24 protein-coding genes and 2 pseudogenes are annotated in these 25307 nt (G+C 62.3%); 11 read left to right on the top strand and 15 right to left on the bottom strand.

The annotated features are described in order from the left end of the window. Positions 1-63: 63 nt before the first annotated feature. Complete coding sequence (locus JG739_RS23500; RefSeq protein WP_202363600.1) at positions 64-309, top strand: hypothetical protein; 246 nt, start codon at positions 64-66, stop codon at positions 307-309. Positions 310-364: 55 nt separating this feature from the next. On the opposite strand, the gene JG739_RS23495 is transcribed toward JG739_RS23500, so the two are convergent. Next, positions 365-2110, bottom strand: a complete 1746-nt coding sequence (locus JG739_RS23495; protein WP_202363599.1) for a thiamine pyrophosphate-dependent enzyme — start codon at positions 2108-2110, stop codon at positions 365-367. A gap of 383 nt (positions 2111-2493) precedes the next feature. Here JG739_RS23495 and JG739_RS23490 point away from each other — a divergent pair, with 383 nt between their 5' ends. Next, positions 2494-2739, top strand: a complete 246-nt coding sequence (locus JG739_RS23490) for a hypothetical protein (protein WP_202363598.1) — start codon at positions 2494-2496, stop codon at positions 2737-2739. 16 nt (positions 2740-2755) lie between these two features. Continuing rightward, positions 2756-2971, top strand: coding sequence for a hypothetical protein (locus JG739_RS23485; RefSeq protein WP_202363597.1), 216 nt, complete (start codon positions 2756-2758; stop codon positions 2969-2971). A 90-nt stretch (positions 2972-3061) separates the two neighbouring features. On the opposite strand, the gene JG739_RS23480 is transcribed toward JG739_RS23485, so the two are convergent. Genes JG739_RS23480 through JG739_RS36070 form a run of 3 tightly spaced genes read right to left on the bottom strand, consistent with a single transcriptional unit; the run spans position 3062 to position 4698 of the window. Next, on the bottom strand, positions 3062-3826 hold the full coding sequence (locus JG739_RS23480; RefSeq protein ID WP_202363596.1) for a hypothetical protein: 765 nt from the start codon (positions 3824-3826) through the stop codon (positions 3062-3064). A 10-nt stretch (positions 3827-3836) separates the two neighbouring features. Then, entirely contained in the window at positions 3837-4523 is a 687-nt protein-coding gene (locus tag JG739_RS23475; protein ID WP_202363595.1) for a phosphoribosyltransferase, read from the bottom strand. 40 nt (positions 4524-4563) lie between these two features. Continuing rightward, positions 4564-4698 carry a hypothetical protein gene (locus tag JG739_RS36070; RefSeq protein ID WP_274609399.1) on the bottom strand — a complete coding sequence of 45 codons (135 nt, stop codon included), beginning with the start codon at positions 4696-4698 and terminating at the stop codon, positions 4564-4566. 384 nt (positions 4699-5082) lie between these two features. Here JG739_RS36070 and ku (JG739_RS23470) point away from each other — a divergent pair, with 384 nt between their 5' ends. Both ku (JG739_RS23470) and JG739_RS23465 read left to right on the top strand, forming a co-directional pair. Continuing rightward, entirely contained in the window at positions 5083-5886 is an 804-nt protein-coding gene (ku, locus tag JG739_RS23470; protein WP_202363594.1) for a non-homologous end joining protein Ku, read from the top strand. A gap of 32 nt (positions 5887-5918) precedes the next feature. Then, positions 5919-6932: an ATP-dependent DNA ligase gene (locus JG739_RS23465; protein WP_202363593.1), complete on the top strand. Its 1014-nt coding sequence runs from the start codon at positions 5919-5921 to the stop codon at positions 6930-6932. A gap of 32 nt (positions 6933-6964) precedes the next feature. On the opposite strand, the gene ligD is transcribed toward JG739_RS23465, so the two are convergent. Continuing rightward, complete coding sequence (gene ligD, locus JG739_RS23460; RefSeq protein ID WP_202363592.1) at positions 6965-9514, bottom strand: DNA ligase D; 2550 nt, start codon at positions 9512-9514, stop codon at positions 6965-6967. Positions 9515-9517: 3 nt separating this feature from the next. Beyond that, the gene (ku, locus tag JG739_RS23455; protein ID WP_202363591.1) at positions 9518-10387 is read right to left on the bottom strand and encodes a non-homologous end joining protein Ku; all 870 of its coding nucleotides are present in this window, start codon (positions 10385-10387) and stop codon (positions 9518-9520) included. Between the two features lie 177 nt (positions 10388-10564). Here ku (JG739_RS23455) and JG739_RS23450 point away from each other — a divergent pair, with 177 nt between their 5' ends. Next, positions 10565-10792, top strand: a complete 228-nt coding sequence (locus tag JG739_RS23450) for a hypothetical protein (RefSeq protein ID WP_244749530.1) — start codon at positions 10565-10567, stop codon at positions 10790-10792. A gap of 244 nt (positions 10793-11036) precedes the next feature. On the opposite strand, the gene JG739_RS23445 is transcribed toward JG739_RS23450, so the two are convergent. After that, positions 11037-12200, bottom strand: a complete 1164-nt coding sequence (locus JG739_RS23445; RefSeq protein ID WP_202363590.1) for an IS4 family transposase — start codon at positions 12198-12200, stop codon at positions 11037-11039. 164 nt (positions 12201-12364) lie between these two features. After that, positions 12365-12589 carry a KTSC domain-containing protein gene (locus tag JG739_RS23440; RefSeq protein WP_446720513.1) on the bottom strand — a complete coding sequence of 75 codons (225 nt, stop codon included), beginning with the start codon at positions 12587-12589 and terminating at the stop codon, positions 12365-12367. Between the two features lie 179 nt (positions 12590-12768). Here JG739_RS23440 and JG739_RS23435 point away from each other — a divergent pair, with 179 nt between their 5' ends. Further along, a complete protein-coding gene (locus JG739_RS23435; protein ID WP_202363588.1) occupies positions 12769-13410 on the top strand; it encodes an alpha-ketoglutarate-dependent dioxygenase AlkB in 642 nt (213 codons plus the stop codon). Positions 13411-13543: 133 nt separating this feature from the next. After that, positions 13544-14820: pseudogene (locus JG739_RS23430) on the top strand (DUF763 domain-containing protein). Between the two features lie 42 nt (positions 14821-14862). Here the strand turns inward: JG739_RS23430 and JG739_RS23425 are convergent. Next, positions 14863-15304: pseudogene (locus JG739_RS23425) on the bottom strand (PPC domain-containing DNA-binding protein). A 241-nt stretch (positions 15305-15545) separates the two neighbouring features. Between JG739_RS23425 and JG739_RS23420 the strand changes: the two are divergent. Continuing rightward, positions 15546-16334, top strand: coding sequence for a TIGR02587 family membrane protein (locus tag JG739_RS23420; RefSeq protein ID WP_342216464.1), 789 nt, complete (start codon positions 15546-15548; stop codon positions 16332-16334). Further along, entirely contained in the window at positions 16331-16777 is a 447-nt protein-coding gene (locus JG739_RS23415) for a TIGR02588 family protein (RefSeq protein WP_202363587.1), read from the top strand. Before JG739_RS23420 ends, JG739_RS23415 begins: the two co-directional genes overlap by 4 nt. A gap of 77 nt (positions 16778-16854) precedes the next feature. Here JG739_RS23415 and JG739_RS23410 read toward each other — a convergent pair whose 3' ends face one another. Further along, positions 16855-18567, bottom strand: coding sequence for an HAD-IIB family hydrolase (locus tag JG739_RS23410; protein WP_202363586.1), 1713 nt, complete (start codon positions 18565-18567; stop codon positions 16855-16857). 87 nt (positions 18568-18654) lie between these two features. Continuing rightward, on the bottom strand, positions 18655-19626 hold the full coding sequence (locus tag JG739_RS23405) for an SDR family oxidoreductase (RefSeq protein WP_202363585.1): 972 nt from the start codon (positions 19624-19626) through the stop codon (positions 18655-18657). 283 nt (positions 19627-19909) lie between these two features. Here JG739_RS23405 and JG739_RS23400 point away from each other — a divergent pair, with 283 nt between their 5' ends. Next, the gene (locus JG739_RS23400; protein WP_202363584.1) at positions 19910-21442 is read left to right on the top strand and encodes an FAD-dependent oxidoreductase; all 1533 of its coding nucleotides are present in this window, start codon (positions 19910-19912) and stop codon (positions 21440-21442) included. Between the two features lie 38 nt (positions 21443-21480). Here the strand turns inward: JG739_RS23400 and JG739_RS23395 are convergent, their stop codons facing one another. From JG739_RS23395 to JG739_RS23380, 4 genes are all read right to left on the bottom strand, one after another. Beyond that, positions 21481-22251: a TIGR01458 family HAD-type hydrolase gene (locus JG739_RS23395; RefSeq protein ID WP_202363583.1), complete on the bottom strand. Its 771-nt coding sequence runs from the start codon at positions 22249-22251 to the stop codon at positions 21481-21483. 97 nt (positions 22252-22348) lie between these two features. Further along, entirely contained in the window at positions 22349-23230 is an 882-nt protein-coding gene (locus JG739_RS23390) for a dihydrodipicolinate synthase family protein (protein WP_244749972.1), read from the bottom strand. A gap of 61 nt (positions 23231-23291) precedes the next feature. Then, the gene (locus JG739_RS23385; RefSeq protein WP_202363581.1) at positions 23292-24287 is read right to left on the bottom strand and encodes a Gfo/Idh/MocA family protein; all 996 of its coding nucleotides are present in this window, start codon (positions 24285-24287) and stop codon (positions 23292-23294) included. Further along, a complete protein-coding gene (locus JG739_RS23380; protein WP_202363580.1) occupies positions 24284-25255 on the bottom strand; it encodes a Gfo/Idh/MocA family protein in 972 nt (323 codons plus the stop codon). The genes JG739_RS23385 and JG739_RS23380 overlap by 4 nt, the downstream gene beginning before the upstream one ends. Positions 25256-25307 lie beyond the last annotated feature (52 nt).

Genomic DNA, 25307 nt, shown 5'->3' with positions numbered 1-25307 from the left:
AACCCTGACGTCACAGGACCGTTTAATCGCCAAGCAAGCTAGTGAGGCAATCGGAGAAACGCCGTGACTGAAAACGAAACCCGTTACGAGCATGGCGCGACCAAGTACCCTCGCAAGAAAGTTGCGGACGCGTCGGATCAATTCTCCCAGGAGGCGGCCGGCAACAAGAAGCCTGCCGGCGGCATGGGCCTGACCCGGTCAAGGGACGAGGTGGAGGACAAAACCCGTCAATCCGAAGGGCAGGACCCGCCCAGGCAGTCCACGCCAGATTCGGCGAGCGAAAAGACATCCACCGCCGCCAAGCAGTGACCGGTCAGGAACCCTGCAGGTCAACGGCGCTTGGTCGCCAAACAGGCAAGCGCCGTCAGCCCATCATCGTCTTCAGCGGCTCGCGAGCGAGGTTTGCCTCGATCTCCTTGCGGCCCGGCGTTTCCGGCAGGGCTGTGCGCATGTTCTTGCGATATTCGTCCGGCATGCGCGGCGGCAGCATAGGTTCGTAGGCGTCGACGACCGCCTCTATGATCACCGGGCCTTCCGCGGCAAACGCGGCATCAAGAACCCCATCAACGTCTTCAGGCCGGGTGACGCTGTAGCCGATGCCCCCCATGGCTTCGGCGGCCAAAGCGAAATCGATCGGCTGGAGTTCGCAGGCAAATTGCGGGTTGCCAAGGAACATCATTTGCTCCCAGGCGATCTGGTTGAGCATGTTGTTCTTGATCACCAGCAGCTTGAGCGGGATCCTGTAACGCACGGCCGTCGAAAATTCGCCAAGTTGCATCGCCAGCCCGCCATCGCCCACCACCGCGAAAACCGGCCGGCCCGGATAGGCAATCCCGCCGGCAATCGCATAGGGCAGCCCGCAGGCCATCGATGCCAGTGAGCCGGAGACGGCGAAATCCTGCCCCGCCTTGATATCGATATGACGGGCGGCAAGTTCGGTGTTTTGGCCGGAATCGCTGGCCAGGATCGCATTGGCCGGCATTCGGTCGCCGAATGCCTTGACGACGCGCTGCGGCTTGAGCGGCACGTCGTCCCGGCTTTCCGCCTGGGCCATCATCTTGCGCCAGCGCTGCAAGCTCTGCTGCGCCTTCTCGAGAAAGGTTCTGTCCTGCTTTGGCTTCAGCCTTTCATTGAGCAATTGCAGCGTGATGGCCGCATCGCCGACGAGACCGGCCTCGATGGGATGGCGAAGGCCGATGCGCTGCGCATTGCGGTCGATCTGCACGCCGCGCGCCTTGCCGGGCTTCGGATAGTATTCGATGTAGGGGAAGGTCGAGCCGACAATCAGCAGCGCCTCGCAGTCCTCCATGATCTCCTGCGAGGTCAGCGAGCCCAATATTCCTATTCCGCCCATGACGTGCGGGTGATCGTCCGGCAGGACGGCTTTTCCGAGCAAAGCCTTGGCGACGGGTGCGGCGAGGAGGTCCGCCGTCCTCTCGAGTTCCGCCTTCGCGTGCAGCGCACCGCGCCCGGCAAGTATCGCCACCTTCGAGGCTGTGTTGAGGATGTCAGCTGCAAGAGCAAGCTGGGCTTCGTCGGGTCGCTTGTCCCCTTCGAACCACCGTTCGGGCGTGTGATTTGGAAGGTTGCGGGGCGAGCGCTTTGCCGACGCCTGTTCCTGCACGTCGCTGGCTATCGATAGATGGGAGACGCCGCGTCCCGCAAGCGCGGAACGACAGGCCAGGCCGGCAACGTTTTCCATATGCGCTGCGTCGCTCACCTGCGTGTTGAAGATGGCGACGTCGTTGAAAACGCGGGTGAGATCGACATCCTGCTGCGTGAATGTCTCGATCAGGTCGTGAAATTGCATGCCGGTTATGGCAAGGACCGGCGCCTGGTCTAGCTTTGCGTCGTAGAGGCCGGTGAGCAGGTGAGTGCCTCCCGGCCCTGAGGTGGCGAGGCAGACACCGAGCTTGCCGGTCCATTTGGCATAGGCCGTCGCCATGAAGGCGGCGGATTCCTCATGCCGCACCTGAACGAAGCGGATTTTGTCCTGCCTTGTGCGCAGCGCCTCCATGATGCCGTTTATGCCGTCCCCCGGCAGGCCGAAGATCACGCGCACGTCCCAGGCGATCAATGTGTCGACAAGGATCTCGGCAGTGTTGGGCATGGTTGCCTCCTGTGTGTGTTGTCCCGGGCCTGCAGCTTTACGCGCTCGCTGCGGCGTCAGACGTCGACTTGGGCGATCAGTCGCCGAACGACGGAGATGCCCTGATGTTCCATCGGAACACCGCGAGGAGAGAAACCTGACGGATCATGGCAGATGCGGATGAGCAGCCCGGGTTCGATGAGCGATGGACCGGTTTATTCGGCCGCCATCTCGGAACGATCCCGCCGCCCTGCGATTATCGTCATAAGGACCGGCTCAGATCGTGGTGGCCCACGATTGGTCCGCTTCGGCAACGACCGTGGCCGCCTGCAATCACTGGAAGTCGACGATTGCCGCCAGCGATCTGGGCTCAAATCGAACGCGAGGCAGCTTGGAGGAAACCAATGGCTGGACGCAGAACCCATGAACAGCAGTTGCGCATCATTGAAAAGCGGGAGAACACGAAGGGCGCCGGCAAGGATTTCGACGCAGAGGCTGACCTGAAGCGATCAGCAGCGGAACGTGAAGCGCTGCGCAAGGGGTCGGAAATCAGGCCCAAGACACCCGACCTCGTCGACCCTGACGATCGCAACATACTCCGCGGAGAAAATCAGGAGAGCGTTCATCACAAGAACCGTCCCGACGATTAAGAATTGGAGCAAGCCTATGGCAAAAGGTAACAAGAAGCACATCGGAGCGGGTGCGCGGGGAAAGGGTTCCGGTGCAGGCGCCATGACCACCACCCCAAAGGACAAGCTCGAGGAAAACAAAGTCCTGTCCAACCGCGACAAGGCCCAGCATACGAAGGAACGCGGTCTGGATTCCAGACAGATCGCGACTGAGCAGCGCCAGGATCACGCTGCCAATCGTTTGCGCGATTGACAGCTCAACCGCCGCTGGCGCGCGGTGGCGCGGCCCTGACCGGAACCGCGTCAGGTTGACTGCAAGCTCAAGGGGAGGGGGCCGTACGGCTCAGGCCCATTCGCCACTGAAAAGCGGTTCTATCGGATGGCGCGATTTGGCCATTTTGAGTTCGCGCAGCATTTCTGAATGGCGTTCGTCCTCCTTCTCGACGTCAATGTCGACATTGTAGGCCTTTTCCGGATCGGTTCGCGCGCCGACAAGGATGAATTCGGCGCCTTGGATGTCAAGCAGCTTGATGTCCTCGCGAGCGAAACTGCGGCCGCGGAATTCCCGCTGAAGCCTGTCCGGATAGTCGGGCTCCTGGGCCTGTCCCAATCCAAGACCGGGAGGGCTGGGCTTTTCGGGGTTCTTCACCGAAAGCGCGAAGCTTGCCTGCGGCGCGATCTTGAAGGCGCGCTGCACTTCGGATGGCCGCTCCGGAAGCTCGAGCGCGTAGCTGAGATGCAATTGTCCGTTGAGCAGGGCGACAAGATAACGGCCTTCGCCCGCCGGGCGTGCTGCAGGCAGACGCTGTCGGCCGCGCGTCTTGGTGTCATAGGTTTCTTCGCGGAGATCCTTTTCCAGCGCGGCGGCAGAAGCCGCAACCGCGCCGACGAAACCCCAGTGACGCTCGTGCTCATGCGCATCGGGCAGTCGCTTGCGCCCGACAACGAGAAGCCGCACCTTGGTCGCGTGCTCCGGCCGCAGCACGACGAAGAAGCGCTGCACGTCGGAAAGACTGTCTGGATCGGTTTCTCCCACCCTGGGCCGGTAGAGAAAGAAAATATCACCGCGCTCGACGATCTCCATCGGTTGTCGGTCCTTGCTAGCCATGACGTGCTCCTTAGGCAGATCGCGTCGACGACCTGCTCTCAAACTGCTCTGCCTCACGCAGCAGCCGGATCACCTCCGCGTCCGTGGTCTGTTCGAAATCCTCATAATACCGGCCCACCGCAACAAACGGCTCGGGCGTGGCGAGACACACCACTTCCTCCACATCGGCTTTGATCAGGTCGAGCGTGTCCCGGGGTGCGACCGGGACCGCCAACACGACATGCGCGGCGCGGTCCTTTCTTAGCGCCTTGAGCGCCACTCTGACCGTGCCTCCGGTCGCAATGCCGTCATCGACGACGATGACGGTCCGGCCCAGGACCGAAGCCGCAGGCCGGCTGCCGAGATAGAGATTTCTGCGACGCTCGATTTCGAGCAGTTGCCGCCGCTTCTCTGCTTCGACGTATTCGTCTGACGGCCGGACCAAAGCCATCGCCTCCTCGTTGAGGACGAGCTGCGGATTTTCCCCGTCGACGACCGCGCCGATGCCATATTCGGAATGGCCCGGCGCGCCGATCTTGCGCACAAGCAGCACGTCGAGCCGGGCACGGAGTGCCTTCGCCACTTCGAAGCCAACCGGCACGCCGCCGCGCGGCAGCGCCAGCACCAGTGGGTCGGTTGCCGCGAACCTGGTCAAAGCGGCGGCAAGCTGGCGCCCCGCATCCGTTCGATCTTTGAATTTCAAGGCGTCAAAGCGCATGGTCTTCAGCTCCAAGGCCGAAACCCTGGCGTGGTGCTGCTCAGGCCTCCTCCTCGCCCAAATTCAGCTTGCTTGCGAAACGGCGATTGGGGGCAAATTGTTTCATCAACCCTGGCAAAAATCGGGCGACGATGCGATTGAGAACCCGGTTCTGGGCCCGGATGCTCTCCGGCAAAGGGTTATCCCGTGGGCTATCAACGGTAGCCGAAAGCCGCAGACTACCACGCCTTCGTCATCCCAGGGCGGAGCAGGAGCGAAGCGACGTCGCGGAAACCCTGGATCCATGCCGATACATCCGCCGAAGAATGCTGCGGTTCAGAAACGGCGCCCGGTGGTGCGCCCGATTCTGGTCGGCCGGAGCACTGCCGCGAGGTCTGTGCCGTGTCCCTGCCGCCGTGCTGTTTGTACGTCCCGAACTGCGCTTGCGTGCATCGGTTCCTTCACAAACCGGAAAAGAGATGGATTCTTGGCTGCAAATCTACGCGCGCGAAAAAATCGCTGCTGGAACAATCGATCGCCCTGCTGCGTTCGACTGTTTTACTCCTGCCGGGGGTGCTCGATGGCGCCACGTCCTTTCTGGAAAGGCTATCTGAAGCTTTCGCTGGTGACCTGTCCGGTGGCGATGACGCCCGCTACCACCGAGAGCGAGAAGGTCCGGTTCCATACGCTCAATCGCAAGAGCGGGAATCGCGTGGTCAGCCAATATGTCGATGCCGTCAGCGGCAAGCCCGTTGCTGAAGACGACGAGGTGAAGGGCTATCAGCGCGGCGAGGACGAATACGTCCTGCTCGAGGACGAAGAGATCGACGCGGTTGCGCTGGAGAGTACGCGTACCATCGACATCGACATGTTTGTCGATGCCGATAGCATCGGCTGGATCTGGTACGACAAGCCCCACTATCTCACCCCTGACGACCCGGTTGGGGAGGAGGCATTCTCGGTCATTCGCGACGCGATGAAATCGACGGGGACGGTCGGAATATCGCGACTGGTCATGTACCGCCGCGAGCGCGCCGTCATGCTTGAACCACGAGGCAAGGGCATCGTGCTGTGGACATTGCGCTATGGCGACGAGGTTCGCGATCCCAAGGATTATTTCGGCAAGATCGATGACGTCAAACCCGACCCGAAACTGATGGATATGGTCACGACCCTTATCGATGAGCGAACCGGGCAGTGGGATCCCGCCATGACCAGAGATCCCGTCCAGGCGCGGCTGCTCGAGATCATTGCCTCGAAGAAGAAGGGCAAGAAGGGTCCGGCCAAGGCGAAGGCCAAGGCCGAGCAACCGGCCAGCAACGTGATTAACATCATGGATGCGCTGCGCAAGAGCATCGGCTCGGAGGCCGGAAAGCGGAAATAGGCGCCCGGGAGCAGGGAGCACAAGGCAGTACAATGAAGGTCATCGCCCGCGACGGTGGGTTCGCCCTGCCGCTCGACACGCCAACGATGGAAGCCAGGGCGGCTGATGCGATTCCCGAGGGAGATGGATGGCAATACGAACGCAAATGGGATGGCTTTCGCTGCCTGGCGTTCCGGCAGGATGATACGATCGAGTTGCGGGCAAAGTCGGGCAAGCCGCTCGGACGGTATTTTCCCGAACTCGTCGCGACATTGATGGAACTGCCGTCGCGCCGTTTTGTCGTCGACGGCGAAATCGTCATCTCGATCGACGGCAAGCCGTCGTTCGACGCGCTCCAGATGCGGCTTCATCCGGCCGAGAGCAGGATTCGCAAACTGTCCGCCGAAACCCCGGCGCACATCGTCCTGTTCGACATTCTCTGCGACCAGCACGGTACCGTGTTGTTGGCCCGGACCCTGAAAGAACGGCGGGCGATCCTTGAGGCTTTCGTCGCTTCGGCAAACCGCACGGATATCGTGCTTTCGGACTGCACGCGCGATGTCAAGGCAGCCCGCTCCTGGCTAAGTGGTGCTGGACATGGCGAGACAGACGGCATCGTCGCCAAGCGTCTGGACGATCCCTACCAGCCGGGCGTGCGGGCGATGGTGAAGGTAAAGCGGCTGCGGTCGGCCGATTGCGTGGTCGGCGGCTTTCGCTATCTCAGCAACAGTTCGCAGGTCGGTTCATTGCTGCTGGGCCTGTACAACGACGCCGGCAAGCTCGATCACGTCGGTTTTACCTCGACCATCGCCAAGGATGACAGGGCCGAGCTTACCCGCAAGCTCGAAGCCATGCGCGAGCCTCCCGGCTTCACTGGAAAGGCGCCGGGCGGGCCGAGCCGCTGGAGCACCGAGCGCAGCGGCGAATGGGAGCCGGTGCGGCCCCAACTGGTGGTCGAGGTACGCTTCGATCACGTCACCGGCGACCGTTTCCGGCACGGCACCAAGTTCCTGCGCTGGCGGCCGGACAAGGCTCCGGAGCAATGCACGTTCGAGCAGATCGCCTGATTATTCCGATGCATGCACTCGCAGTGCCGTCCTCAAGCCGCTTTCTTGCGCCGGTTTGCGCGGTTTTCGATTGGCGCTGCTGCCGCGCGGAAATCCTGCCAGGGGTCCGACGACAGCGAGGCAAGCCGGGTCGGCGTGTTTTCGACGGTAAAATAGGCCGGTCCGATGCTGGGGCCGAGTTCGTCCCAGGCAAGCGGCATCGACACCGCTGCACCCGGTCGTGCTCTTGTCGAATAGGCTGCGACCGCGGTCGCACCACGCTGGTTGCGCAGATAATCGACAAGGATTTTCCCGCGCCGTTTCGATTTGGTGATGGTCGAGACATAGCGGCCGGGACTGTCGGCGGCCATCGAGTCGGCAATCGCCTTGGTGAAGGCTTTTACCCCAGGCCATTCGGCTTTCGGCTTCAACGGCGCCACGACGTGCAGACCCTTGCCGCCGGAGGTCTTGACGAAGGGGACAAGCCCCGCATCCTTCAGCCGGTCGCGGGTTTCGACGGCGGCCTCGATCACCGCCTCCCAGCTCACGCCTTCGCCGGGGTCGAGATCCATGATGATCGTGTCCGGACGCTCCCAATCGCTCACCGTCGAGCCCCAGGGGTGGATCTCCAGCGCCGCCGACTGGACGAGACCGATCAGCCCATCGAGATCATTGATGCTGATCAGCCGCTCGTCGGGCGGATCCTTGGGGTCGCGGACCAGCACGATATTGGGGTTGAGCCCCTTCCAGGCATGCTTCTGGAAGAACTGCTCGCCCGAAATCCCGTTGGGACATCGCACCAGCGCCAGCGCCCGGCCGACGATGTAGGGCGACGCATAGCGCCAGACCTCGGCATAATAGTCGGCGAGACCTTCCTTGGTCACGCCCTGGTCCGGCCAGTAAAGGCGGTCGGGATGGGTGAGCTTGACGGTCCGGCGCTGAGGTTGGGGCGCTGCCTTGCTCGTCTTCGGCGTCTCGCGCACGATCTCCTTCGCCGGCTTGTCTTCACGCAATCCGCGGAACGAGGCGTGGCGCAGAATGCCGTCGGCGGTCCACGCCCGGAACTCGACTTCTGCGACGAGTTCCGGCCTGACATAGCGGACTTGCCGAGCCTCCCCGGCGGCCAGCCGTTCGTCGAACGGGCTTGACGGAACGCGTATCCGCTCGAGCTTCTTGAACAGGCTCTCGGCGACCGCCGCCGTGTAGCCGGTGCCGACGCGCCCGACATGATGAAGCTTGCCGTGGTCATAGACACCCAGGACAAGCGAGCCGATCGCCTTGCGCGAGGTTGTCGAGGGGACATAGCCGGCCACGACAAATTCCTGCCGCGCCGAGCATTTCGACTTCACCCAGTTCTTGCTGCGGCCGGCGCGGTAGGGCGCATCGCGAAGCTTGGAGACAATGCCTTCCAGGCTCAGCCGACAGGCGTGTTGCAGCACAAGGGCGCCATCCTCCTCAAAATGGCCGCTGTAGCTGATGATGCCGCTGTCACTGCCGATGATCTTTTCCAGCAATTCCTTGCGCTTGATCAACGCAACCTCGCGCAGATCGTAGCCGTCGAGATGGAGCAGGTCGAAAACGTAGAAGCGAAAGCGATCACTGCGGCCCTCGCTGAGATCGGCTTGCAGCGCGGAAAAATCCGATACGCCGGCGGACGTCTCGACGACGAGTTCACCGTCGATCAGCGCCGTCCCGACAGGGATATCGGCCAGCGCCGAAACGACCGCCTTTCCGAATTTCTTCGTCCAGTCGAGACCGCTTCGCGTCAACAGTTTGACGCGGCCGGCTTCGATCCTGGCCTGCAGCCGGTAGCCGTCGAATTTGATCTCGTGCAGCCAGCGCTCGCCGGACGGAGCTGACGAGACCAGGGTCGCCAGCGTCGGCTCGACGAAATCGGGAAGCACCGCCTTCTTGGCGCCCTTGATCTTTGACGGTTCGGGAACGCTGACAGTGGCCGGAGGCTCTTCAGCTGGAGTTCGCCTGGTGCTGCCGCCGCGTCGCTTGCGAATGCGTCCCGTCTTGGACGACCAGCCGGGCTCTTCGCCGGCGACGTCCTCGATCTTGCGGCCGGTCGCGACGGATTCCGGCCGCTCGTCCAGAATGTCGGGATCACCTTCGGTGCGCGCGGCGTCATCGTCGCCTTTGATCAGCAACCAGTTCTCGCGCTTCTCCCGGGGCTTTCCGGCCATCCGGACAAGATGCCAGCGGCCGCCAAGCTTCTCGCCGTGAAGTTCGAAATCGAGATGGCCTTTCGCATAGCCGCGATGCGCGTTGCCGATCGGCGTCCAGGTGCCTCTGTCCCAAAGGAGGACGGTGCCGCCGCCATACTCGCCCTTCGGGATAGTGCCTTCGAAGTCGCCATATTCCAGAGGATGGTCCTCGACATGGACGGCAAGGCGCTTCTCGCCGGGGATCAGGCTCGGCCCTTTTGTGACGGCCCAGCTCTTCAGGACACCGTCCATTTCGAGACGAAAATCATAATGGAGCCGGGTGGCATCGTGCTTCTGTATGACGAAGCTGTTGCCTCTCTTGGGCGCCCTGCGGCCTTGCGGCTCCGGGGTAACGGAAAAATTGCGCTTCTTGCGGTAGGTCTCGAGCGCCATCGGTCAGCCGGCCTTCCGACGCGGCGCTGTCTGCTTCGCCTTGGCATGGCGCGCCGGCTTTGACTTTGCCGCGGGCTTTTTTGTCGCGGGCTGCTTGCCGCCAACGCTGGCACTCTGGCGCAGCGCATCCATGAGATCGACGACCTTCTCCCGCTTGGCCGGCTTCGGAACGGCGATCTTCTTGCCTTCGAGCTTTGCCTTCACAAGCTCGGCCAGCGCCGCCTCATAACGATCGTCGAATTTGGTCGGATCGAACTTGCCCTTTTTGGTCTTGATGATGTGCTCGGCCAGTTCGAGCATCTCGCCCTCGATCTTCAAATCGGGGATGCTGTCGAAAACCTCCTCCGCCGAGCGCACCTCGTAGTCGAAGTTCAGCGTCGTCGCGAGCAGGCCTTCATCATAGGCGCGGATGAGCAGGGTCCGGACGCGGCGGAACAGAACGGTCTGGGCGATGGCGGCGACCTTCTTCTTGCGCATGCCTTCGCGGATCAGCCCAAACGCTTCCTCCGCGTGTTTGTCCGACGGGGCCAGGTAATACGGCTTGTCGAAATACACATCGTCGACATCGGAACAGCCAATGAAGGCCGAGACCGACAGCGTTTTGTCGCTCTCGGGGACAGCGGCCGCGACCTCTTCGGGTTCGAGCACGACGTACTCACCCGAGCCGATCTCAAAGCCTTTGACCTGTTCGTCCTTCTCGACCGGCTTACCGCTATCGCTGTCGACGAAGGCGCGATGCACCCTATGGCCGGTGGCGCGGTTTATCGTGTGGAAAGCGATCCGCTCCGAGGTTGAGGCAGCCGTATAGAGCGCCATCGGGCAGCTGAGTTCTCCAATTTTCAGAAAACCCTTCCAATTTGCTCTCGGCGCCAAGACGATAGCCTCACTGTCAAGCATTGCACAGGAAATGCAACGTGGCGGCGCCGAGATTTGTTCCTTTTGCGGCTGCGCGGCGATGATCGGAAGGGTCCTGGGCCAGCAGACAAGCCATTCCGCTGCAACCGAATTCACCACCCGTCGTTGTGTCGAGCAGCAAGGGAGCGGTTGGCCATGACGCTATTATCAATGACGAGACTGTCGTTTTTGTCGGCGTTGGTGGCGGCTCTGGCTTTGGCGGGTTGCAGCAACGAGGCCGAGCCGACACAGGGCGGCACTGGCGGCACTGAGCCGACCCAGAGCAACACCAACACCGTTGATCAAAATCCCGAGGTCGACAAGGACCCGACGCCGAAGACGACCACGGGCGGCGATCAACCCGGTACGCCGCCGGCGCAATGAGGGACGTCATCCCAGCGCGGAGCAGTCGCGAAGTGGCGCAGAAACCTGGGAAGAATGCAACGGTTCAGAGTAAAAGCGCTCTGTAGCGATCCTTCGCGCCCCCCTCTGTCCTGCCGGACATCTCCCCCACTTGGGGGGAGATCGGCAGCTTCGCGGACAGCGTCTTTTTTGCAAGGCTGGTAGTTGGCGAAATCGGTGATGAAGGCCAATCTCCCTCCTTGTGGGCAGGGCTGTCCGGGGAAAGTTATTCATATATGAAGGCCATCTGATTGGGGGAGGCTCGGTCCTTTGGTCGGCTTGGATTGACCGGTGGCGGCTTGTCGATGGTGTGCAGTTTCCGCCGCCCGAACAAGTATTGAGCGACCAGTTCTGTGAACCTCAAGATAGGAATAGTGATGCGGCGGGTGCGCGCGACAATGCGCAGCAGCGCAAAGGCGATCATTGCTGCAAAGAGTTGCAGGCGAATTGCATTGCCGTTGTTGCCGAGGAACTTGCGGATCTTGAGGTGCTGCTTGATCCATCGGAACAGAAGCTCGATGTGCCAGCGGCCTTTGTAGAGCCGTCCAATCTCGACGGCGGAGCGCTCCAGATCGTTGGTCAAAAGCGTGATGGTGTCGCCCGTTTCGCGCTGAACGCGCAGGCGACGCAGCCGCATCGGCAGCTTGCAAGCAGCCTTGCTGACCAGGCTTACCTCACTGTCTTCCACAACCAGGAAGCCGTCGCCCTGCGGCTCGGCTATAGGGCGATCACGCAGCAGCGCCAGCCTCATGTTGGATTTGGGCCGCGTCACGAAGATCGATCCGGCTTCGGCGATCGCCGTCCACCAGCCATAATGGCAGTAGCCCTTGTCGAACACGTAGGTCGCTCCAGCTTCGATCGTGATCTGGCGACCGACCTGGGCGTCGTTGACGTTGGCGTCGGTGATGTCGAGGATGCGCGGACAGTCGGTCTTCGGGTCATAGACGACATGCACCTTCATGCCGCGGATGCGCCCGTTCGACTTGGCCCAATCGCACAGTTTGCCGAGCGGAATGGGGGTCGAGTCGATCAGCCGCAGCATCGCTTCGCCCTCGCGCCGCATTTGCCTGTCGAGCAGGTTCGCCACCAGACCGAACGCCTCGGCAAAGATGGCGACCGGACGCCGTCTGTTGGCATCCGACAAGGTCGAACGCATCAACGGACCGCTGCCCAGGTGATAATGATGCTGGCTGTTGGCGTTCCAGCCGGCTTCCAGGCCACGCAAGCTGCTGCTGCCGCAGAACTGGGCATAGATCAGCGCCACCAGATGATCCCAGCTTCTGAACGATTTGTCGTACGCATCCCCGTCGTGGCGATCCACAATTGCTTGGAATTGACGCCGATCGATGGGTTCAAGAAGCTGCCCGAAGATGCTAGGTGCAAAGCGCATGCCCCGTTCCTTTTCTGAGTCTCGACAACCAGAGAAAAGACGGACAAACCCCGTTTTACGGGGCATGCACATGTGGCATTTCGATTCACTCAAAACTTTCCCCGGACGTGGGGGAGATGTCCGGCAGGACAGAGGGGGGCGCGAAGGATCGCTACAGTGCGCTTTTATCGACCTTCTCTGCCAATCGGCCCCGACCTGTCAAACTCGCTGTGCAGAGGGACCAAATGGTAGCTATACCGGTCTCGAATGAACGCGTTGAAGAACCGGCCTTTTGCCGAGGCCTTGCAGAATGCTGCGTAGGTCTGGGGCGGCACGTCGTGGTAATCATAGCGATTTCCGCTTGGGACAAACCATACGGAGAGGGTCCTCGTCGCCGGATCGTAATTCATGCTTTGGATAACAGTTGAAGGCATTTCCCAACACTCGACCCCAACACTCGACGCGCCTGGGCAATAACCCGCCCCGGCAATCCGGGTTCCGTCTCGCTCAAGATGTGCAGGCGATGATCGGGCCGGCTCGTCGCCTCCAAGGCCTTGCCGCCAGCGGCCGACTTCACCAATTAGGGTTGATGCCATCGCTCAAAACCAGGCAGCCGGAATTCGTTGGCCAAGGTGACCTGTTTCGCGCGCCCGACTTTCGTGCGCCCGCCTTTCACGCACGTGACGATCTGCCGGAAGGATTTCACTACCAGCCGGAGCTGATCACGGCGGAGGAAGAGGCCGAACTGGTGCGGCAGCTCGAAAGTCTCGCCTTCCAGCCTTTCGACTTTCATGGCCATCTGGCAAACCGGCGCGTCGTCGGTTTTGGCCTGCGCTACGATTTTGACCAACGCAAGGTGGTCGAGGCGTCGCCGATCCCTGCTTTTCTGATGCCGCTGAGGGACAAGGTGTCGGCATTTGCGCGGCTGCCCGCCGATGCTTTCGTGCAGGTCTTGATCAACGAGTACCGGCCCGGCGCGGGTATCGGCTGGCATCGCGACAAGCCGCAATTCGATGCCGTGGCCGGCATTTCTCTTCTTGCGCCATGCAGCTTTAGGCTCCGCCGGAAGAACGGCACGAGATGGGCTCGCGAGAACGTCACCCTCGAGCCAAGGTCGGCTTACCTGATGACGGGCCCGGCGCGCACCGAATGGCAGCACAGCATCCCGCCGGTTGCCGCGCACCGTTATTCGATCACGCTGCGGACCCTGCGACCGCAACGGTCGAGATGACCAGAATCGAGACCGGATCCGGTTTTTGCGGTTCGATAAGTGCTGAGATGCACGGCGACCCGTTCTGGATTTGCTTCTTCACCTTCGATACCTAGTGTTGAGCAAGGCATAGATCGGCAACAGGCAGCAAGATTTGGCACAACGATCGGGAAGCGCAGACCTTCCACTTCATGGCGGACGCGTGCCGAAATGGCTCGGCGACCGGATGACGCGGCTTGGCGCGGTCATGTGCGAGGCGATCATTCACCACTACGGTCGCGAAGAGCTGCTGCGCCGGCTGGCGCATCCCTTCTGGTTCCAGTCGTTTGGCGCCGTCATGGGAATGGACTGGCATTCCTCCGGCATCACGACCAGCGTCATCGGCGCCCTGAAACGTGGTTTGACTCCACTCTCCGGCGAACTCGGTATTCACGTGTGCGGTGGCCGCGGCGCGCATTCGCGCAAAACCCCGCACGAGCTTGCCGCCATCGGCGAGCGCGTCGGCTTCGATGGAACAGGCCTGGCAACGGCCAGCCGGCTCGTCGCCAAGGTTGACAGCGCCGCCGTCCAGGACGGCTTCGACCTTTATCTGCATGGCTTTATCGTCACCGATGACGGCGACTGGGTCGTGGTGCAGCAGGGCATGAACGGCGACAGCAAGCTGGCGCGCCGCTATCACTGGCTGTCCGAAGGCCTGAAGAGTTTCGTCGACCAGCCGCATGCCGCCATCGAAGGCGCCAACCAGGGCGAGATCGTCAACCTGACCGACCGCCGTGCCGATGCCTCGCGCAAGGGCCAGTTGGAACTCCTGCAGGATCTTGGACCGGATCGCATTCTGAGGGAATTCGCCGCGCTCGAACGTGATATGGCTGCCGCACCGGAGCCCGACCAGCCAATGCTGCCGCACCTGGTCATGCCGGCGCACCACGATGTTCGCGAAAGCGATGTCGTCATGCGTCGTCTGCATGGCAACATGGCGGCGGCTGCCGAGCGTGGCCCCGCCGATTTCTCCGAGCTTCTCCTGGTGCCCGGCGTCGGTGCGCGCACGGTGCGGGCGCTGGCGCTGGTGGCCGAGGTTTTGCATGGCGCGCCATGCCGGTTTTCCGATCCTGGCCGCTTCTCGCTGGCACATGGCGGCAAGGACAGGCATCCGTTCCCCGTGCCGCTGAAAGTCTATGACGAGACGATCGGCGTGCTGAAGTCGGCCGTCCACAAGGCCAGGCTCGGTCGCGACGAAGAAATCGGCGCCCTGAAGCGGCTCGACGACCAGTCGCGGCAGGTCGAACGCTATGTCACCGGCCCCAGCGCCTGAAGGAAATCGTTGCCGGAGAGTTCGATCGGTCGCATCTGCTCGGCGGCCGCAGCGTGTTCGGCAGGGAGACCGCACCGGAGGCGCCCGCGGATGCCAAACAAATCAAGCAAAAGCGGTGATCGGACCGGAACGCGGTTCAGCCGACCTGGCCTGATCCGTGTTCAGGCATCCAGATCGATCAAGGCGATGCCGAGTTCCGGACGTTTTCTGCGGCGCAGATGACCAGGCGCTTCCACCAATGTGACTTCGAGTGTCGGCCGAACGATGCCATCGAGCAGATGTCCGCCCTTCGTGCTGCCTTCGCGCAATCCGAGCACCGCATGGACGTGAAGGCTGGGCTTGCTGTCGTCGCCGATCGCAACGTCGCCGATCGCGCTGAGCACCTCGCACTGTTCCAGCACCGGGATTTTCCGAAGTTTTTTCCTCGATGTCGAACCAGCCGATAGTCGCCTTTTCGAAGGCGCCGAGCGCGGTCAGCGAGGCGCCGCCAATATCGTTATCGACCGCGAAAGCCGTAAGCGCAGCGAACGCTTCCTCGCCCGGATCAAGCACCACCACGAACGTCCTTTGTCCAGCGCTTTCGGCGACGAGTTGCGATTTCATGATTTCACTCCAGACGATGTGTCGGCCTTGGGTTGTCATTCGATCGAGAGCCTGAACGGAAAGCTGGCTCGCGAGTTCCCAACAGGTTTGGCCTGGGTTTGAACGTTGCTGCGCCGTTCGACTGTGGGTCCGGAACAAGATTGCCCAGGAAACATTGTTCCCCGCAGGCAATCTCTGAGGAGCGGACGTGGCGCCAACCGAGATCATCGACAGGCATGCGCTCACGCCGCGTGAGTTCTGGATTGGTCTTGGCCGTGCCTTTGCAGGAGCGTTGATCTTCGCCGTCCCGGTGCTGATGACCATGGAGGCTTGGGCGCTGGGCTTTCACCTTCACCCATTGCGGCTCGCCCTGTTCCTCGCTGTCACTTTGCCAATGCTGGTGCTGCTGCACAAGTACGGAGGCTTCCGCCACACTGTGGCGCTCCGCGACCGCATCGCCGATGCTTTTGTGGCCATACTTGTGGCCGCCGTGGCGGCTACGGCGGTGCTTTTTATTTTCGGCATCGTCACCGCCGAAATGCCGCTACGGGAGGTAATTGGCAAAATTGCGGTGCAGGTTGTCCCGGCCAGTCTCGGAGCGTCCCTGGCACGCGCTCAGCTCGGCCCGAGTTTATTGGAGGAGGGGGACATTCCCGAGTCCGGCTACACCGGAGAGCTGTTCCTGATGGTGGTCGGAGCGCTGTTTCTATCGGTGAACATCGCACCGACGGAAGAGGTCGTCCTCATCGCTTACAAGATGCATCCCTGGCAGGAAATCGCTCTGGTGGTGGTCACCCTCGCTCTCATGCACGCCTTCGTCTATGAGTTCGAATTCCGCGGCTCGCACAGTCCCGAGCCAGGCGCTGGTTTCGTCAGCATCTTCTTTCGCTATGCGATCGTCGGCTATGTCCTGGTGATGCTTGTGAACCTTTATATCCTGTGGACCTTCGGCAGGACCGATGGCGCCGGCTTTTCGGAAACACTTAGTGCAGTCGTGGTTCTGTCGTTTCCTGGCGCGCTCGGGGCGGCGGTTGCGAGGCTCATTCTGTGACAAGAAATCCCGCAAAAGGCGACAAGCAACAGAAGCAGCAGTCCGACGACAAAGGAAAGACGCGCAAACCCGGGACTTCGGTCACCGAGTGGGTCGTGGCGGGAATAAGCGCGATAGCCCTGCTTGCCGTGCTCGGCTATCTTGTCGTCGATGGCTTGAGCACGCGCGACGGAACCACCCGGATCGTTGTGCTGCCGCTCGTGGTCGCGGCCACCGAGGGCGGCTACGTGGTCGAGTTCGCCGCCGCAAACAGGGCGGGGAAATCAGTTGCTGCTGTCGAGGTCAAAGGCGAGCTCCGCAATGGCGATGAGGTCGTCGAGGAGAGCAGCGCTACCCTCGATTATGTCCCGCAGAAATCCCAACGGAGGGGCGCGTTGATCTTCACGCGTGATCCCGAGGCCTATGATCTGCGCCTGTTCGCCAGTGGATACAGTGAACCCTGAGCATCGAAAACGCCATGGATGAAATGCAACTTGGCATGGAGTCCTTGGTTCCGACCGTTCGCTGCGGTGTTCATCCTCTATTCCTCCGGGGCAGTGGCAGGCGCCGTATAACGGCGACGGACCGCATCCAGAACGTGCTTGCGGCTTTCCTGCGCCGATAGCTTTTCATCTTTTTCCGCCTCGGCGGTCTCGCGCGCCAGCTCCTTGTCCCTGATCTGTCGGCGAAACCATTCGGAATAGTCGCCGGCGCGCAGATGATGCTCCCAGGTCCTGTCGTCGATGCCCTCGGCAATCTGAGCGAAGATCATCAGATTGTGGGCCCGCAGGTTCATCGCGTTGTCGGGACCTCTGAAATAGAAGCTGCCGGCCTCGTCGAGTTGACCTTCTGCATATTTGCGGCTGTGGCGCCTGAGCGACTGGCGTGGCTCGATCGCTTTGACCATGGCAATTTTCTTGCGGGCCTGTGGCCGCCAGAACAGCACGCGCTCGCCTTCCGGCGAGGGAATATCCTTTGGCGGCTTGGTGTCGGTCTCCCGACAAAAGGCCTTGATGACATTCTGGGCCTTGGGGCCGAGCGCAATGACGGCAGTGACCAGACGCAGGGCGTCGGTCGAGATCGCTTCCGGATGAACCGTGATCAGGACAGTTCCCGGCAATTCCAACGACAGGACGGCGCGCGTGTCGTCGCGCCGCTTGGGCAGAAGATGATGCGCCTCGTCGATGACCAGCCAATGCGGCCTCGCCGTGCGGTAGCGGAAATTGCCAAGACCTGGGAGCAGGTCGGCAAAGAAGTCCGGTCGCTCATCGACCCGCAGCGCCAAGCCGTTGACGACCACATTGGTGTCGGGTTTTTCGATCAGGTCGAGCACTTGCGCCTTTGTCGGTTCGCTTGAGCCATCGCCTATCCGGACGGCGCCTTCGAGGCCATCATAGTCGCCTTCCGGGTCGAAAACGCAGAATTGAAAGCGGTTCTCGACGAAGCGCTCCGTCAGCGCGGTGGCCAAGGTGGATTTGCCGATGCCGGAGCTTCCGGCGATCAGAACCGTGTCGGTCGGCGTCAGGTAGACCTCGTCGCCGCCGATCGAACCGAGAAGGATGCCGTCACGGGCTTTTCGGACAAATTCCCGATCACGCTTTACCAGCTTTTCGATCAGTTCCTCGACGCCTTTTCCACGCGCGCCGCGCGTCACAAGATCCGCTGTATCCTTGACCGCCGCAAGGGCGTTGGCGACAGCGACGCTGCAGCCGCAGGCCCGCAGGAACGCATGATCGTTTTCAGCATCGCCAATACCGACCACATTGTGTGGCGACAGCTTGAGGTCCTCAAGTGCGGCTGCCAGCCCGGCCGCCTTGTTGATGCCGGTGGGCAGCACCATCACCGCGCCCTTGTTGAAGATGATTTCCAGTTCCAGCCCGAGCTCCTTGATGACCTCAAGAACTGTTGCCTGGTGTGGTTCCCAGGTAGCAACGATCGACCGTCCGACTGAAAGCGGCTTGACGCCGCGCTTCTTCAAGCTGGCGACCAATTTCGGCGCCGGTGCCGGTGAGATCGCGCGTTCTTCCTCGCTGGCCGGCGTGTAGATCAACGCTCCATTTTCGGCGACGACCTTGTCGAACACGCCGAGCTCGGGAAAAACCCGCTTGAGGTCGGGCAGTTCGCGGCCGGTGACGAGGATGAGCTTGCGGCCACTCTTCTTGAGCCGTTCGACGGCTGCAAGCGTCTTTTCAGCGACGATCCCATCGTGCGCCAGCGTGCCGTCATAGTCCGTCGCCAAGGCAATGAAATACATCTGTCGACCATTTCATATCTGAGGTCGCCGCTGCCGCCGTCACAGGCGAGAGGTCCACGATGATCGGGCAGGGCGGGCGACAAGCACTCAGTAGCCGCCGATGATCGGCAATATCTCGCCGGTGATGTAGCTTGAACAATGCGGCGAGGCGAGAAACACATAGGCGGGCGCGATCTCCTCCGGTTGCGCCGGCCGTTTCATCGGCGTGTCTGCGCCAAATTTCGAAACGTCGCCGGCCTGCTTGTCCGACGGGTTGAGCGGCGTCCACACCGGGCCCGGCGCCACGCAGTTCACCCGAATTCCCTTTTCGATGAGGTTACCGGACAGTGCGCGGGTGAAGGCATGAATGCCGCCCTTGGTCATCGAATAATCGACCAGCTGCTTCGAGCCTTCTATGCCGGTTATGGAGCCGCTGTTGATGATTGCCGAACCGGGCTTCATATGCGGAATGGCCTCCTGCGCCATGTGGAAATAGCCATAGAGGTTGGTTTTCAGCGTCGTGTCGAAATGCTCCTCGGTCAACTCGCTGAAGTCGCTGGAATGGATCTGGAAAGCGGCGTTGTTGACCAGCACGTCGATCCGGCCGAATGCCTTCACCACCTCAGCCACAGCCTTGTGGCAGTGGCGGCGTTCGGTGACGTCGGCCCTGACCAGCATGCAGCGCCGGCCCTCGGCTTCGACGGCCCTCCTGGTTTCTTCGGCATCCTTGTCCTCGCACAGATAGACGATCGCCACGTCGGCGCCTTCGCGCGCGTAGAGCACGGCCACGGCTCGGCCGATGCCGGAATCGCCGCCGGTGATGACGGCCACTTTGCCGTCGAGCTTTTTTGATCCGATATAGAATGGCGCGTCGTAAAGCGGCGCCGGCTCAATCGCCCATTCGTGCCCGGGCTTCGGCTGGTGCTGCTCGGGAAAGGGCGGCTCGGGATATTTGCGTGCTCCGGCCTGCATGGCGCCTTGCTGCTTGCCGTTGCCCTTCGATTTGTCCTTGGCGTCGATGCCGCGCTGGATGTGGCGTTGCTTGGCGGCCTCGCCGGCGATTTCCGATTTCATCTGCATGGCTGTCTCCCTGGCTTGAAGAACGAACAACGCATGTCCGGCGAAAAAGTTTACGCGAAGCCGTCATTCCTTCGGTGGCGAATCAAAACTCCAGGAAATCGATGGCGCGTACTACTCAATCGGCAACGAAAGACGCGGCCGGACGTTGGGGCACAAGCGGTGTCCGAGACCCTGAAAGCGCGCCAGCCAGGGCAGAAGGTATTCCGAGGCTGGTGACCTGAAGATTTCCCGCCTCTCGTCCGTACAGGGATTTTGACACTGGATCGCGCCAAGGGAGAGTAAAATGGCTGAAGGTCATGGCAAACCGAGCGGGCCGGATCTGGTCGAGGGTATCGCGTTATCCGACCTTCCCGATGGCGGAAAGCTCCTCGGCCATTGCGGCGATGAGCAGGTGCTGCTGGTGCGCCGCGGGGCCGAGATCTTCGCCATCGGCGCGACTTGCACACATTATGGCGGCCCGCTCGTGGACGGTCTTGTGGTGGAAGACACCGTCCGGTGTCCCTGGCATCACGCGTGTTTCGACCTGCGAACAGGCGAGGCCTTGCGCGCCCCGGCTTTCAGTCCACTCGCTTGCTGGTCGGTGGAGCAACGCGATGATCGGATATTTGTGGGCGAGAAGCGCAAGCGGACGGCACCCAAGCCGCGCAATGGAGGCTCCGGCCAGGTTCCGGAGAAAATCGTCATTGTCGGGGGCGGCGCCGCCGGTTTCGCGGCGGCAGAAACACTGCGGCGCGAACATTATCAAGGCAGCATTGTCATGCTCAGCAACGACGAAGCGCCGCCGGTTGATCGGCCCAATCTTTCCAAGGACTACCTCGCCGGCAAAGCACCGGAGGATTGGATTCCGCTGCGCAGGGAGAGCTTCTATTCGAAGAACGATATCGACCTGCGCCTCGATGCGGATGTCGCCAGCATCGATGCACGTTCTCGCGAAGTCGTGCTCGCGGACGGCACCCGGACTGCCTACGACAAGCTACTCCTGGCGACCGGAGCCGAACCGGTTCGCCTGACCATACAAGGCGCCGACCAGCCACATGTTCACACGCTGCGCTCGTTCGCAGACTGCAAGGCGATCATCGAGCGAGCCACGACTGCGCGCCGCGCCGTCGTGCTTGGCGCCAGTTTCATTGGCCTGGAAGTTGCCGCGGCCCTGCGCTCTCGCGAAATCGAAGTTCATATCGTGGCGCCGGAAAAACGGCCGATGGAACGGATCATGGGGCCGCAAATGGCCAACTTCATCCGCATCCTCCATGAGGAGAATGGTGTCGTATTCCATCTCGAGGACACCGCCAGCAGCATCGACGGCAGCGAGGTGAAACTCAGCGGTGGCGATATTTTGGCGGCGGATCTCATCGTCGCTGGCATCGGCGTACGACCCCGGACAGGGCTTGCCGAAACGGCGGGGCTCACGCTTGACCGCGGTGTCGCGGTAAACGCCTTTTTGGAGACGAGCGCACCAGGCATCTTCGCGGCCGGCGACATTGCGCGGTGGCCAGATCCCCACAGTGGCGAGAACATTCGGGTCGAGCATTGGGTCGTTGCCGAGAGGCAAGGGCGAACCGCGGCCCTCAACATGCTCGGCCAGCGCCAGAAATTCGTCGCCGTGCCTTTCTTCTGGAGCCAGCATTACGATGTTCCCATCAACTATGTCGGCTATGCCGCGCATTGGGACGAGATCGCCATCGATGGTGACATCATGGCCAAGGATTGCCTGCTCCGCTTCAAGCGCGAAGGGCGAACGCTGGCTGTCGCTTCGATCTTCCGCGACATCGAAAGTCTGGCGGCCGAGGTGGAAATGGAGTGCCAGACGACCTAGCCCGGATATCTCAAGCGAAGCGCACATGTGCGGCCGGTTCAGTCCCGGCGCGCAAGAATCCAGTCGGTCGCCGCCGCGAGATCGGCGACGGTTGCGGTCGGGCGCGGATCAAACCGCTTCTCGTCGCCCTGCCGGTATTTGCCGGTCCGCACCAGCAATGCGCCCGACAGTCCAGCGTGCAGCGCGCCAGCTATGTCGGCCTCGGCGTCGTCGCCGACCATGATCGCGTGATCTGGCGGACAGTCCATGCTTGCCAGCGCCGACAGAAAGAATTCCGACGAGGGCTTGCCGAGAACGGTTGCGCGCTTCAGCGAGGCAAATTCCAATGCCGCGACGAATGGCCCTGCATCGAGGCTGAGCTCGCCGTCGGCATCCCGAAACGTCCGGTTGGTGGCAAGGGCCAGCAATTCGGCTCCGGCGCTCAGCTCGCGGAACGCGTCATTCAACGTCGCATAGGTGAAGGCGTCTCCGGCATCGCCGACGATTACGGCGCGCTTGTCGCGATCGGGCAGTTCGCAAAAATCCGGCGCAAGACCGGGGTGAATCAGCAGATATGGCGCACGGCCATTGCGAAGCAGCCAATCGCGTGCAGCGTGCGCCGGGGTGAAAACATCTGCCTCGGCAACGGTGAGCCCCATCGCCTGCAGACGTTCGAGAACCCTCTGTTTCGACGAGCGCGTGGTATTGCTGACGAAGCGGATGACCAGACCGGCCTCGCGCAAACGCGTGACGGCGTCGATCCCGCCTGGTATTGCGGTCTCGCCATCATAGAGGACGCCTGCGAGGTCCAGCAGTACACCCCTTGTCATCGGTCCAGCATCCCCACGAGTCCGTCAGGCGTCAAATCCGCAACAGGCCATGGTTGTTCCTTTTGGATCAGCGGGGCAGGGCGGCGATTAACGACCCTCACTGCCACCATGCGGGGAAGGCCGTCCGTGCGGCTTGGGCCAGCGTCGCAATCTCCTTGTCGGGAACCGAGCTGTAAGGCCAGAGCAGTCGCGGGCCAAGCGGCGCCCAGCCGCCGGCCGCGGCCATCGCTTTGTCGAGCGCCGCATCGCTGACGTCATAGCGAGCGCGAAAGGGCAGTACGTGGGTGGCGAGAAAGGCCTGGATGCGCGTCTCGACCTCGGCAGCGGCTGCCGCGTCGGTGCGGATCGTCTGCCACCACATCATCGCGCCCTTGGGGTTGAGGCAGGCGACGTTGGAGTAGCTGCCATGCGCGCCCTGGGCAAATCCCGTCGCCAGCGTATGGCCGGGCACGAAGACCGAAAATCCCGGCAGTTCGCGGCGCATGTCGGCGTACCAGCCGGCGTCGCCGCCCGGCAGCTTGGCGCCGACCAGCGACGGCACCGCTGCACGCAGTCTGGCGATGCCCTCGAACGTCAGGCGGCGCTTGGCATGCGGTGGATTGTAGAGCACCAGCGGCATGTCGGGCGCGGTCTCGCACAGGCCGCCGACGAAGCGCATGACCTCGCCGTCGCTGGGCGGCCACCAGTCGGGCAAGGTGAATTGCACCGCGGCCGGGCGAAGCGCCGACACGCGCACCAGCCGCTCGCGCGCGACGCGCGGATTGGACTGGCTGATGCCGATCTGGAAGGGCAGGCGCGCGCGGCCGGCAATCGCGGCCACCAGGGCGCAAAGCCGGTCGAACTCCGGCTCGGTCTGGCAGTGGAATTCGCAGGCCGTGCCGTTGGAATAGATGCCGTCGACACCTGATGCGCATAGCCGCGCGATCGTCTCCTCAGTCGCTTCCCAGTCGATTGCCCCGCGATCGTCGATGGCCAGCATCACCGCGCCCCAGACGCCGCGCGGCGCATGTGCAGGCAAATGGGTCAGATGGTCGTTCGATTCAGCGGGCACCGGCGATCTCGTGCTCGCGCCGGGCTTCGTTCGACGCAAAGGCGGCTTCGATGATGGCGATGATCTTGCGGCCATAGGCGCCGTCGACCGGCACCGGCTTGTCGTCGGCAATGGCATCGCGCATCGCGCTCCATTCGCGCACCAGCGCAGCATGCATCCAGTTCGGCTCGAACGATCCGGGCAGGTCGGTCCAGGCCGCGTCGCGGCCCAGCATCGTGCCGCGGTTCATGTCGATGCGCAGCGTTCCCTGCTCGCAGACCAGGTCCATGGCGTAGCTGGCCGCGCCATTGCGATAGCCGACGCTCTGCACCTGGCCGAGCCCGCCGCCGGCGAAGCGCAGTCCGAGCAGGGCGGTGTCGTCGGCTTCCTGGTCATGGGACATGGCGCCAAGCATGGCGCTCACCGACACGACGTCGTCATCCATCAGCCAGACCAGGCGGTCGAGCGCATGGATGCCGGCCGTCAACAGCATGCCGCCGCCGGTGGCCCTGCGCAGATGCCAGTCGCGGCGATTGTGCTCCATCCACAGCTTGATGATCCAGCTCGATCCGACGAGCGGCCGGCCGAGCGATCCTTCCTCCAGCACCTGCCTGGCCGCTATGCAGGGCAGCGCGAAATGCATGAGTTGGGCGACCATCAGCTTGACGCTAGCAGCGGCCACCGCGGCGTTGATCGCATCGCAGGCCGTCGCCGTCGGCGCCATCGGTTTTTCCAGCATGATATGCTTGCCGGCGTCCGCCGCGCCGATCGCCATTTCGGCATGGAGATGGTGAGGACTGGCGATGAGGACAGCGTCGACATCCTTGTCGTCGAGCAGCTTGCGCCAGTCGGTGTAGCCGCGACCTCCATGTTCGCTGGTGAAGGCGGCCAGGGCATCGTTATTCCCGCGGCACGCCGCGACGAGATGCAGGCCCTGCACCTGCTTGATTGCCCTTGCATGGGCGGCGCCGAAATCGCCCGCTCCGATAATGCCTATTCCAATCATCGTCCTGCCTTTTCATACGCGGCGTCGATCAGCGACATCGCCGCAACATAGTCATCGATCGAAGTCGCCGGCGGCGCTTTTCGAGCCAGCCGGTCGAGCGTATCGCTCATGCACAGCCGGTAGCGCGTCGCCGGCAATTCGATCGGCAATTCGATGATAGCGCCATCGTCGAGGGTCGCACAGAAGGCGCGCTCGCCATAGTCGATGAGGGTCGCATTCTCACTGACGATACGCCATTCGAAATCGCCGCCGGGGCGCATCGAAGCAAAAGTGTATCCGGCCTCGACGACGAACAACGCTCCGGCAGCGTCTTCCAGTACAAGCAGCGCATGGTCCTCGACCGCGGTGCGGTGAATGCGGTTCTCGATCGAAACGGTTTTTAGCCTGAGCGCGCCGGTTGCCAGGCCGAGCGCGGCGTTGACGCCGTGTATGCCGAGGTTCCTCAGCGCGCCGCCGCCACCGATCGCCGGATCCACCACCCAGGCGACGCCGTCGGCCGCATAGCGCTGCGGCGGCCCATTGACCAGCCGGAACTGGCAATGCGCAACCGCACCGGCGCGGCCTTGGCTGCGCAGCCGTTCAAAGGCAGTGACGGCCGGTCCAAAGCGGTTGGGCAGGGGAACACTGACAAAGGCCTGGTGCTGCCTCGCCAGGTCGCGCAGCTCGGCCAACGCTGCGGTGCTGCTCGCCGCCGGCTTTTCCAGGATCAGCGGTATGCCGGCTTCGATGACGGTGCGCGCCCGCGCCGGCATCGTAAAAGGATGTCCCATCAGCAGGATCGCGTCCGGCGGGCCGGAGAGGATTTTCGCGAAATCGGCGATGAACGGCAAATGCTGGCGCATCGCGAAGGCGCGCGCATGCTGCGCGTCCTCATCCCAGATGCCGGCAATCTCGGCGCCGCAAAAACGTGCAGCGTCGAGATGCATTTCGGCGTGCCAATGGCTTGAGCCGGCCAGGACGATCTTCATTCAGCGATGTATTCCTCCTGCTTGCAGGATATCCTACAAGTCGCTATGCTAC

The sequence above is a fragment of the Mesorhizobium sp. L-2-11 genome, from assembly GCF_016756595.1.
Classification (GTDB): Bacteria; Pseudomonadota; Alphaproteobacteria; order Rhizobiales; family Rhizobiaceae; genus Mesorhizobium.
This window is presented reverse-complemented; position numbering and strand designations above follow the sequence as displayed.